Source organism: Mycobacteriales bacterium, assembly GCA_035995165.1.
GTDB lineage: Bacteria > Actinomycetota > Actinomycetes > Mycobacteriales > CADCTP01 > CADCTP01.
This window is the reverse complement of record DASYKU010000058.1, coordinates 1-10,460: the sequence shown is the minus strand read 5'-3', so window position 1 is coordinate 10,460 and position 10,460 is coordinate 1. Positions and strand designations below refer to the sequence as shown.

General features: G+C 71.3%; 12 protein-coding genes and 1 pseudogene. All 13 read left to right on the top strand.

Going from position 1 to position 10,460, the window contains the following annotated elements; translation table 11 throughout:
• A partial coding sequence (locus VGP36_09685; protein HEV7654984.1) for an L-threonylcarbamoyladenylate synthase occupies positions 1-498 on the top strand: 498 nt, incomplete at its 5' end.
• Between the two features lie 9 nt (positions 499-507).
• Complete coding sequence (locus tag VGP36_09680) at positions 508-1,206, top strand: hypothetical protein (protein ID HEV7654983.1); 699 nt, start codon at positions 508-510, stop codon at positions 1,204-1,206.
• Positions 1,203-2,465 (top strand): serine hydroxymethyltransferase, encoded by a 1,263-nt coding sequence (gene glyA / locus VGP36_09675; GenBank protein ID HEV7654982.1) that lies wholly within the window; start codon positions 1,203-1,205, stop codon positions 2,463-2,465. The genes VGP36_09680 and glyA overlap by 4 nt, the downstream gene beginning before the upstream one ends.
• Before the next feature lie 3 nt (positions 2,466-2,468).
• On the top strand, positions 2,469-3,590 hold the full coding sequence (locus tag VGP36_09670) for an MraY family glycosyltransferase (protein HEV7654981.1): 1,122 nt from the start codon (positions 2,469-2,471) through the stop codon (positions 3,588-3,590).
• Complete coding sequence (locus tag VGP36_09665; GenBank protein ID HEV7654980.1) at positions 3,587-4,003, top strand: hypothetical protein; 417 nt, start codon at positions 3,587-3,589, stop codon at positions 4,001-4,003. Before VGP36_09670 ends, VGP36_09665 begins: the two co-directional genes overlap by 4 nt.
• 87 nt (positions 4,004-4,090) lie before the next feature.
• Entirely contained in the window at positions 4,091-4,303 is a 213-nt protein-coding gene (locus VGP36_09660) for a hypothetical protein (protein HEV7654979.1), read from the top strand.
• Between the two features lie 41 nt (positions 4,304-4,344).
• A complete protein-coding gene (atpB, locus tag VGP36_09655) occupies positions 4,345-5,160 on the top strand; it encodes a F0F1 ATP synthase subunit A (GenBank protein ID HEV7654978.1) in 816 nt (271 codons plus the stop codon).
• Between the two features lie 67 nt (positions 5,161-5,227).
• Positions 5,228-5,452 carry an ATP synthase F0 subunit C gene (gene atpE / locus VGP36_09650; GenBank protein HEV7654977.1) on the top strand — a complete coding sequence of 75 codons (225 nt, stop codon included), beginning with the start codon at positions 5,228-5,230 and terminating at the stop codon, positions 5,450-5,452.
• Positions 5,453-5,478: 26 nt separating this feature from the next.
• Positions 5,479-6,018 (top strand): annotated as a pseudogene (locus VGP36_09645) (F0F1 ATP synthase subunit B).
• 191 nt (positions 6,019-6,209) lie between these two features.
• Entirely contained in the window at positions 6,210-7,037 is an 828-nt protein-coding gene (locus tag VGP36_09640; protein HEV7654976.1) for a F0F1 ATP synthase subunit delta, read from the top strand.
• A 78-nt stretch (positions 7,038-7,115) separates the two neighbouring features.
• Positions 7,116-8,774, top strand: a complete 1,659-nt coding sequence (gene atpA / locus VGP36_09635; protein ID HEV7654975.1) for a F0F1 ATP synthase subunit alpha — start codon at positions 7,116-7,118, stop codon at positions 8,772-8,774.
• A 4-nt stretch (positions 8,775-8,778) separates the two neighbouring features.
• Positions 8,779-9,717, top strand: coding sequence for a F0F1 ATP synthase subunit gamma (locus VGP36_09630; GenBank protein HEV7654974.1), 939 nt, complete (start codon positions 8,779-8,781; stop codon positions 9,715-9,717).
• Positions 9,714-10,460 (top strand): F0F1 ATP synthase subunit beta (locus VGP36_09625; GenBank protein HEV7654973.1); only part of this gene is annotated, 747 nt, incomplete at its 3' end. The genes VGP36_09630 and VGP36_09625, both read left to right, overlap by 4 nt.

The window sequence follows — 10,460 nt, the reverse complement described above, 5'->3', positions numbered from 1 at the left end:
AAGGGCCGCGGCCGGGATCTGCCGATCCCGGTGATGGTCGGGTCCTGGGCCGGGCTGGACGGGCTCACGCTGATGGTGCAGCCGGCCGTCCGGGCGCTGGTGGAGGCGTTCTGGCCGGGGGCGCTGACCCTGGTCGTCGAGCACGCGCCGTCGCTGGCCTGGGACCTCGGCGACGACCGGGGCACGATCTCGATCCGGATGCCGCTGCACCCCGTCGCGCTGGAGCTGCTGGCCCGGACCGGCCCGCTGGCCGTCTCCGGGGCCAACCTGACCGGCAAGCGGGTGCCGCTGACCGCCGGCGACGCCCAGGAACAGCTCGGCTACGCGGTCGCCGTCTACCTCGACGGGGGCATGTGCATCGACCCCGCGCCGTCGACGATCGTCGACGTCACCCGGGGCGTGCCGACCATGCTGCGGCCCGGGAAGGTGACCTTGCCGCAGCTCCAGGAGGTCGTCCCGGAGCTGATCGCGACCGGACCACCCCCGCAGCCGACGTAACCTGGGTCGATGGGCGACCCCGCGCACGTCCTGTGCGTCTGCACCGCCAACGTCTGCCGCTCACCCGCGGCGGAGCTGCTGCTGCGGTCCGGGCTGCGGGCGAGAGCCGGGGGTCCGGCGAGCGCGGAGGTGGTCGTCGGCAGCGCCGGGACCTGGGCCACGCCCGACCGGCCGGTCGAGCCGGGCACCGCGAGCGCGCTGCGCCGGGCCGGTGTCGACGCGGCCGAGGTGGCCGCGGCCCGCTCCACCCGGCTGACCCCCGAGGCGGTGGCCGGCGCCGACCTCGTCATCGCCTCGACCGCCGAGCACGTCCGGGCGGTCTGGCGACTGCAGCTGGCCTCCCGGCACCGCACGTTCACTCTCGGCGAGCTGGCCCGGCTCAGCGAGGGGATCAGCGGCGACGATCTGCCCGCCGGTCCGGTCGGCTCCCGGCTGCGGGCGCTGGTGGCCCGGGCGAGCACGCTGCGGGAGCAACGGCACCAGCCGGGCAGCCCGTACGTGACCGACGCGTACGACCTGGAAGACCCCACCGACAACGATCCGGCCCAGCGGGACATGGTCACGCAGACCGCCGCCTGGGTCGACTTCGTGCTCGACACGGTGGCCGGACCGGCGCCGGTCCGACGCGGCTACCGGGATAGGGTCCCCGTGATTGCCCGGGCCCTGGACTGGAGCCGCCACCGATCCGCACGAGGAGCGATCCGATGACCAGCACGCCCTTCTGGGGACCCGATTTCGACGCCCTGCAGGCGGAGGATCCCGAGATCGCGGGGGTGGTGCTGGGGGAGCTGGACCGGCTGCGGTCGGGTCTTCAGCTCATCGCGAGCGAGAACTTCACCTCGCCGGCCGTGCTGGCCGCGCTCGGCTCGACCCTGTCGAACAAGTACGCGGAGGGTTACCCCGGCCGGCGCTACTACGGCGGCTGCCAGGTCGTCGACCAGGCCGAGGAGATCGGTATCGCACGGGCCAAGGAGCTCTTCGGCGCCGAGCACGCCAACCTCCAGCCGCACTCGGGCGCCAGCGCCAACCTCGCGGCGTACGCGGCGATCTGCCAGCCCGGTGACACCGTGCTGGCGATGTCGCTGCCGCACGGCGGCCACCTGACCCACGGGTCGAAGGTCAGCTTCTCCGGCAGGTGGTTCGACAACGTCGCGTACGGCGTCCGCGAGGACACCGAGCTGATCGACTACGACCAGGTCCGCGACCTGGCCCGGGAGCACCGCCCGAAGATGATCATCTGCGGCGCCACGGCGTACCCGCGGCTGATCGACTTCGCCGCGTTCCGGGAGATCGCCGACGAGGTCGGCGCGAAGCTGATGGTCGACGCGGCGCACTTCATCGGGCTGGTGGCCGGCCAGGCCATCCCGTCCCCGGTGCCGTACGCGGACGTGGTCTGCTTCACCACCCACAAGGTCCTGCGCGGCCCCCGCGGCGGCATGATCGTCTGCCGCGCGGACATGGCCAAGGCGATCGACAAGGCGGTCTTCCCGTTCACCCAGGGCGGCCCGCTGATGCACTCGGTGGCGGCCAAGGCGGTGGCGCTGAAGGAGGCGGCCCAGCCGGCGTACCAGGCGTACACGCGGCAGGTCATCGCGAACGCGCAGGCGCTGGCGGCCGGGCTCGCGGCCGAAGGGATGCGACCGGTATCCGGCGGCACCGACACCCACCTCGCGCTGATCGACCTGCGCGGGGTCGAGGTCACCGGCAAGGACGCCGAGGCCCGCTGCGACGCGGCCCGGATCACCCTGAACAAGAACGCCATTCCCTACGACCCGCAGCCGCCGATGACGGCGTCCGGGATCCGGGTCGGCACGCCGGCGATCACCACCCAGGGCATGACCGAGGCCGACGCCACCGAGATCGCCGGGCTCATCGCCCGTGCGGTCACGAAGCCGGACTCGGCGGCCGAGGTCGCCGCCGGCGTGGAGAAGCTCGTGCAGGCCCACCCGGCGTACGCCCGAGGCTGATCGATGCGCGAGTACGCGCTGGTCTTCTGCATCGCCGCGGCGGTGACCTTCCTGCTCACCCCGGTGGTGCGGGTCGCCGCGCGGCGGTGGGGGGCGGTCGCCCGCCCCCGGGACCGGGACGTGCACGCGATCCCGACGCCGCGTCTCGGCGGGGTCGCGATCTTCGCCGGGATGTCGGTGGGCCTGCTGGTGGCGCACCTGATGCCGACGCTGCGCCGCGCGTACGACACCGGGTCGGAGACGACCGCGCTGCTCATCGCGGGCGGGATCATCTGCCTGCTCGGCGTGCTGGACGACCGCTGGGAGCTGGACTCGCTGACCAAGCTGGCCGGCCAGGTCTTCGCGGCCGGCGTGATGGTGCTGCTCGGTGTCCAGCTGCTGGTGCTCTACGTGCCGTTCGGGGGAGTGGGCACGCTCTCCTTCGCCCGCAACGACTCCGTCGGCCTGACCGTGGTGCTCTGCCTGCTCACGATCAACGCGATCAACTTCATCGACGGCCTGGACGGGCTGGCCGCCGGCGTGTCCGCGATCGCGGCGCTGGCCTTCTTCGCGTACTCGTACCACCTGGCCCGGCAGGGGTACGGCGACGTCGCGTTCGCGCCGTCGCTGCTGACCGCCGTGCTGGCCGGGGCCTGCGTCGGGTTCCTGCCGCACAACTTCTCGCCGGCCCGGGTGTTCATGGGCGACTCCGGCTCGATGCTGATCGGGCTGACCCTGGCCGCGTCCGCGGTGACCGCGTCCAGCACCGCCGACTCGCAGACGTTCTCCAACTCGCCGGCCGACACGCTGCCGATGTACCTGCCGTTCCTGCTGCCGCTGGTGGTGCTGGCCGTGCCGCTGGTCGACCTGGTGCTGGCGGTGGCGCGGCGGGTCAAGGCGGGCCGGTCGCCGTTCTCGCCGGACAAGCTGCACCTGCACCACCGGCTGCTGGAGATCGGCCACTCGCACCGGCGCGCCGTGCTGCTCATCTACTTCTGGTCGGCCCTGCTGGCCTTCGGCGGGGTGGCGATGTCGATCATCGACGACCCGCTGCGGGTGCTGTCGGTGGTGGCCGCGCTGGCCGCGGTCGCGATCCTGCTCTCCAGCGTGCCCCGGCTGCGCGCGTCCCGGCGGTCGACCCCGTGACCGCGCCGGCCGAGGTTCCTTGGGACATCTCCTACGTCCGGTCCGGTCTGGCCGCGACCGGCGTGCTCGCGCTGATCGGCGTCCCGGTCGCCTGGCTGGTCCGCGACGCCCGCGCGGCGGTCTGGGTGCTGGCCGGGCTGGCGGTCGTGGTGCTGTTCTTCTCGATCTCCGCGTACGCGGTCGCGACGGCCGGGAGAGTAGCCGAATCGCTGCTGCTGCCGGTCGCACTCGGGACATACCTGATCAAGCTGATCGTCCTCGCCGTGGTCCTGATCGCGGTGCGTGATCAACCGTGGCTGGACCCTCAGGCCTTCGGTCTGTCGGTGGTCGCCGGGACCCTGGTGTGGACCGGGTCGCACGTCCGTCGCGTGTGGACGGCCAAGGTCTACTACGTCGACCCTCCGGCGCGCTGACCGGGAATTATCCCAGATCCTTTGCCAACTGTTGGCGGGGGGGCGGGTCCCGCCCGGCCCGAGACCGGCTGATAACGTACGCGTGCCATGACCGACGATCGTCAACCCTCGGGTGTCTCCGGTATGAACGAGGGCTGGGGTGTCGTCGGGACGCTGTTCGCCGGCGTGGTCGTCTGGGGCGGGATCGGATGGTTGATCGATCTCTGGCTGGACACGACCTTCGTCAAGGCGATCGGCGTCCTGCTCGGTATGGCCGGCGCGATCTATCTTGTCGTCGTCAGGTACGGCACGTCCGGATGAGCACAACCGATTGAGCAGGACCGAGTGAGAGGGGAGTGCCCGTGAGCGCCAGCATCGTCCTCGCCTCCGAGTGCCCGCCGAACGATCCCGGCTACTGCGCGCCGAGCGTGCTGGAGTTCTTCCCCAAGCCGCTGACCACCTTCGACCTCGCGGGCATCCACTTCGCGATCACGCGCATCACGGTGATCCTCTGGATCGCCACCGCGCTGATGGTCCTCTTCTTCGTCTACGCGACCCGCCACCCGAAGCTCGTGCCCGGCCGCCTGCAGTACTTCGGCGAGTCGGCGTACTCGTTCGTCCGGGACGGCGTCAGCCGCGAGGTCATCGGCTCCGAGGGTCTGCGCTTCGCGCCCTACCTGGCGTCGCTGTTCTTCTTCATCGTGATCAACAACGTGATGGGCATCATCCCGTTCGCGCAGATCTCGCCGATGGGGCGGTTCGCGTTCCCGGTCGTGCTCGCCGCGATCACGTACATCCTGTTCAACTACCTCGGGATCCGGCAGCAGGGCCTGGGGCCGTACTTCAAGAACAACCTCTTCCCGCCCGGCGTCCCGCCGGCGCTGTACATCCTGGTCACGCCGATCGAGTTCGCCTCGACCTTCATCTTCCGGCCGTTCACGCTCGCGGTCCGGCTCTTCGCCAACATGCTGGCCGGCCACCTGCTGCTGGCGGTCTTCGCCACCGGCACGGTCTACCTGCTGACGGTCGGCAACTTCTCCGTGATCTTCTTTCCGGTCTCGTTCCTCATGACCCTGGTCATGACGTTCTTCGAGCTGCTCATCGAGCTGCTGCAGGCCTACGTGTTCGTGGTGCTCACCGCCACGTTCATCTCCGGTGCCATGGAGACCGAGCACTGAGGCCGCCCGCCTCACCCAGACCGTCCGCGTGAGCGGGCTCACGCGACCTCAAGGAGGAGATCCATCCGTGTCGTTTCTCGCTGAAGTGAACGGCAACGTCGGCACGATCGGGTACGGCCTCGCGGCCATCGGCCCCGGCATCGGCGTCGGCATCGTCTTCGCGGCCTACATCCAGGCCACCGCCCGGCAGCCCGAGTCGGCCGGCCTGACCCGGACGTACCTGTTCCTCGGGTTCGCGCTGTCCGAGGCGCTGGCCATCCTGGGCTTCGTCGTCCCCTTCATCATCACCTGATCCGACGGCGCTAGGGAGCCCCGCTCATGCTGCTCTACCTTGCCGCCGAGACGACGCCGGTCGAGGAGTCCGGGCCCAACCCGGTCATCCCCGCCGTCGGCGAGCTTGTCATCGGCCTGATCACCTTCGCGATCGTGGTCTTCGTGCTGATGAAGTACGTCTGGCCGCGCATGGAGGCAACCTTCCAGGCCCGCCGGGACGCGATCGAGGGCGGCATCAAGCGGGCCGAGGAGGCGCAGGCGGAGGCTCAGCGGCTGCTCGGTGAGTACCGCCGGCAGCTGACCGAGGCCCGCACCGAGGCGGCCCAGATCCGGGACAACGCCCGGGCCGAGGGCCAGCGGATCATCGAGGAGATGCGGACGACCGCGCAGGAGGAGTCGGCCCGCATCGTCACCCGTGGCGAGGAGCAGCTGACCGTCCAGCGGCAGCTGGTCGTCCGCGAGCTGCGGGGCGAGATCGGCTCGCTGGCGACCCAGCTCGCCGAGCGGGTGGTGGGCGAGTCCCTCGCCGACGACTCGGCCCGGCAGCGCACGGTCGACCGCTTCCTGGACGACCTGGACGGCATGGCCAACTCGGTGCCGGCCGGTGTCGGGGCGGGCGACTCGAGCGGGGCCGCGGGCTCCGACGCGCCCTCGGCTCCGTCGGCGCCCTCGGCTCCGTCGACCCCCTCGGCGACCGAGACCTCGGCGCCGCCCGCCGGCGAGGCGGACGGCGGCAGCGGTGACAGCGGCGGCGGCCGTACCCGCCGTCGCCGGTGATGGCTGGCTCGGGTGCGGCCAGCCGGGAGACGCTGGCCGCCGGCACCGCGGCGCTCGACGGCCTGATCGACCGGTCCACGGCGTCCGACCTCGTCGCGCTGGCGGAGCAGCTGGCCGAGGTCACCGTGCTGCTGGACCGGGAGAGCGGGCTGCGCCGGGCGCTGTCGGACTCCTCGGCCGAGCCGGACCGCCGGCAGGCGCTGTTCGACCGGGTGCTCGGGCAGCAGCTCGACGTCCGGGCGCTGGAGCTGCTGCGGCCGCTGGTGCGCGAGCGCTGGTCGTCCTCGGCCGACCTGGCCGACGCCGTCGAGACGCTCAGCCGGCGGGCCTCCCTCGGGGTGGCCGAGCGCAGCGGGACGCTGGACGACGTCGAGGACGAGCTGTTCCGGTTCGGCCGGATCATCGGGGGCGAGCCCCGGTTGCGGCAGGCGCTGCAGGACGGCTCGACCCCGATCGAGCGCCGGCTCGAGCTGCTGGACCGGCTGATCGGCGAGCGGGTCGACCCGACCACGCGGCGGCTGCTGGACCAGACCGTCCGGGCCCCGCGCGGGCGCAGCCTGGAGCACGCGCTCGACGAGCTGGTCGAGCTGGCCGCCGACCGCCGGGAGCGGTACGTGGCCTACGTGACCGCGCCGGCCGCGCTGAGCGACCAGCAGGAGCAGCGGCTGGTGACCGCGCTCGGCCGCATCTACGGGCGGGCGGTCTCGCTGCAGATCGCGGTCGATCCGCAGCTGCTCGGCGGCCTGGTGGTGCGGGTGAACGACGAGGTCATCGACGGCAGCGTGCTGTCCCGGCTGTCCGGGCTCCGGCACCGGCTGGCCGGGTAGGGCACGACGTGATGCGGGCCGCCGCGTGGGCAGGCGACACTGTGACCGTTGACGAAATGCGAATGCAGGGGTGCAGCAATGGCTGAGTTGACCATCTCGACGGACGAGATCCGATCCGCTCTGGACGAGTACGTCTCCTCCTACTCGCCGGAGGTCACGCGCGAGGAGGTCGGCACGGTCGCCGAGACCGGTGACGGGATCGCCCGCGTCGAGGGGCTGCCCTCGGCGATGACCAACGAGCTGCTCCGCTTCGAGGACGGCACGCTGGGCCTGGCCCTGAACCTCGACGTCCGGGAGATCGGCGTCGTCATCCTCGGCGACCAGCAGGGCATCGACGAGGACCAGCCGGTCTACCGCACCGGCGAGATCCTGTCCGTCCCGGTGGGCGACAACTTCCTCGGCCGCGTCGTCGACCCGCTGGGCGAGCCGATCGACGGGCTCGGGGACATCGCCTCCGACGAGCGCCGGCCGCTGGAGCTGCAGGCGCCGACCGTGGTGCAGCGGCAGCCGGTCCGCGAGCCGCTGCAGACCGGCATCAAGGCCATCGACGCGATGACGGCCATCGGCCGGGGCCAGCGCCAGCTCATCATCGGCGACCGGCAGACCGGCAAGACCGCGATCGCCATCGACACGATCATCAACCAGAAGGCCAACTGGGCCACCGGCGACCCGAAGCAGCAGGTCCGCTGCATCTACGTGGCGATCGGGCAGAAGGGCTCCACGATCGCCGCGCTGCGGCAGACGCTGGAGGAGGCCGGCGCCCTGGAGTACACGACGATCGTCGCCGCCCCGGCCTCCGACGCCGCCGGCTTCAAGTACCTCGCGCCCTATACCGGCTCGGCCATCGGCCAGCACTGGATGTATGCCGGCAACCACGTGTTGATCGTCTTCGACGACCTGTCCAAGCAGGCCGAGGCGTACCGCGCGGTCTCGCTGCTGCTGCGCCGGCCGCCGGGCCGCGAGGCCTACCCGGGCGACGTGTTCTACCTGCACTCGCGGCTGCTGGAGCGCTGCGCCAAGCTGTCCGACGAGCTCGGCGGCGGTTCGATGACCGGGTTCCCGATCATCGAGACCCGCGGCAACGACATCTCGGCCTACATCCCGACGAACGTCATCTCGATCACCGACGGGCAGATCTTCCTGGAAACCGGCCTGTTCAACTCCGGTGTCCGCCCGGCCATCAACGTCGGTGTCTCGGTCTCCCGGGTCGCCGGCAACGCCCAGATCAAGGCGATGAAGACGGTGGCCGGCACGCTGCGGCTGAACCTCGCGCAGTACCGCGAGCTGGAGGCGTTCTCGGCGTTCGGCTCCGACCTGGACCAGGCCTCGCAGGACCAGCTGGCCCGCGGCTCCCGGCTGGTGGAGCTGCTCAAGCAGCCGCAGTATTCGCCGTACCCGGTCGAGCGGGAGGTCGTGTCGATCTGGGCCGGCGCCACCGGCGCGCTGGACGTCGTCCCGGTCGGGGACGTCCGCAAGTTCGAGGGCGAGTTCCTCGACTACCTCAGCCGCGACCACCAGGGCATCTACGACGCGATCCTGCAGACCGGCAAGCTCGAGGACGACACCGTCGAGTCGCTGAAGGGCGCGATCGACTCGTTCAAGAACGAGTTCCAGACCTCCGAGGGCAAGCAGCTGATCGTCAACGAGCCCGACGCCGAGGCGATGGACTCCGACCAGGTCGGCCAGGAGAAGGTCACCCGCTACAAGCAGCCGCAGCCGGCCCGGAACCAGGGCTGACCCCATGGCAGGCACTCTGCGCATCCTGCGCCGGCGGATCCGCGCGGTCACCCAGACCAAGCAGATCACCAAGGCCATGGAGCTCGTCGCCACCTCCCGCATCGCCAAGGCGCAGCTGCGGGTGCAGGCGTCGCTGCCCTACGTCAACGAGCTGACCCGGGCGCTGTCGGCGCTCGCGTCCAACTCCAACACCGACCACCCGCTGCTGTCCGAGCGGGAGAACCCGCGCCGGGCCGCGATCCTGGTCATCACCAGCGACCGCGGGCTGGCCGGGGCGTACAGCTCCAACGCGCTGCGCACGGCCAACGGGCTGGAGTCGCTGCTGCGCGAGGAGGGCAAGGAGCCGGTCCGGTACGTCATCGGCCGCAAGGGCTCGGCCTACTACCGCTTCCGCAACCGCGAGGTCGCGCAGGAGTGGACCGGGTTCTCCGAGCAGCCGGCGTTCACCGACGCCCGCGAGGTCGGGTCCACGCTGGTGCGATCGTTCCTGGCCGGCATGGACGACACCGACGAGGGCGGCGGCGAGGACGGCGTGGTCGGCGTGGACGAGATCCACATCGTCTACACCGAGTTCAAGTCGATGCTCAGCCAGAACCCGGTGGCGAAGCGGATCGCGCCGCTGGTCGTGGAGGAGAGCGAGGAGGAGGCCCCCGAGGGCTACCTCCCCGCGTACGAGTTCGAGCCGGAGCCGGCCGAGCTGCTCGGCGCCCTCCTGCCGAAGTACGTCAACGCCCGGATCTACGCCGCCCTGCTGGAGTCGGCGGCGTCGGAGTCGGCGTCCCGGCGGCGGGCGATGAAGTCGGCGACGGACAACGCCGAGGACCTGATCAAGACGTACACGCGCCAGGCGAACCAGGCCCGGCAGGCGGAGATCACCCAGGAGATCAGCGAGATCGTCGGCGGCGCGGACGCGCTCGCGTCGGCAGGGAGCGAGAGGTCATGACCGCAGTACGGGAACCGCAGGAGACTGCGACCGGCACCGGCCGCGTCGTCCGGGTCACCGGCCCGGTCGTCGACGTCGAGTTCGGCCGGGGCGAGATGCCGGAGCTGAACAACGCCCTGCACGTCGGCGTCGACCTCGGCGAGGGCAACCCGCTGAACAAGGAGCTCACCCTGGAGGTCGCCCAGCACATCGGCGACAACACGGTGCGGGCGATCTCGATGCAGCCGACCGACGGCCTCATCCGCGGCGCCACCGTCTCCGACACCGGCCGCCCGATCGAGGTTCCGGTCGGCGACCAGGTCAAGGGGCACGTGTTCAACGCGCTCGGCCGCTGCCTGGACGACCCGAGCTTCCGGGCCGGCGAGGTCTGGCCGATCCACCGCTCGGCCCCGCCGTTCGACCAGCTCGAGGGCAAGACCGAGCTGCTGGAGACCGGCATCAAGGTCATCGACCTGCTCACGCCGTACGTGGCCGGCGGGAAGATCGGCCTGTTCGGCGGCGCCGGTGTGGGCAAGACCGTGCTGATCCAGGAGATGATCCGCCGCGTCGCGCAGGAGTTCGGCGGCGTGTCGGTGTTCGCCGGTGTGGGCGAGCGGACCCGTGAGGGCAACGACCTGTTCCTGGAGATGACCGAGTCCGGCGTCATCAACCAGACCGCGCTGGTCTTCGGTCAGATGGACGAGCCGCCGGGCACCCGGCTGCGGGTCGGCCTGTCCGCGCTGACGATGGCGGAGTACTTCCGG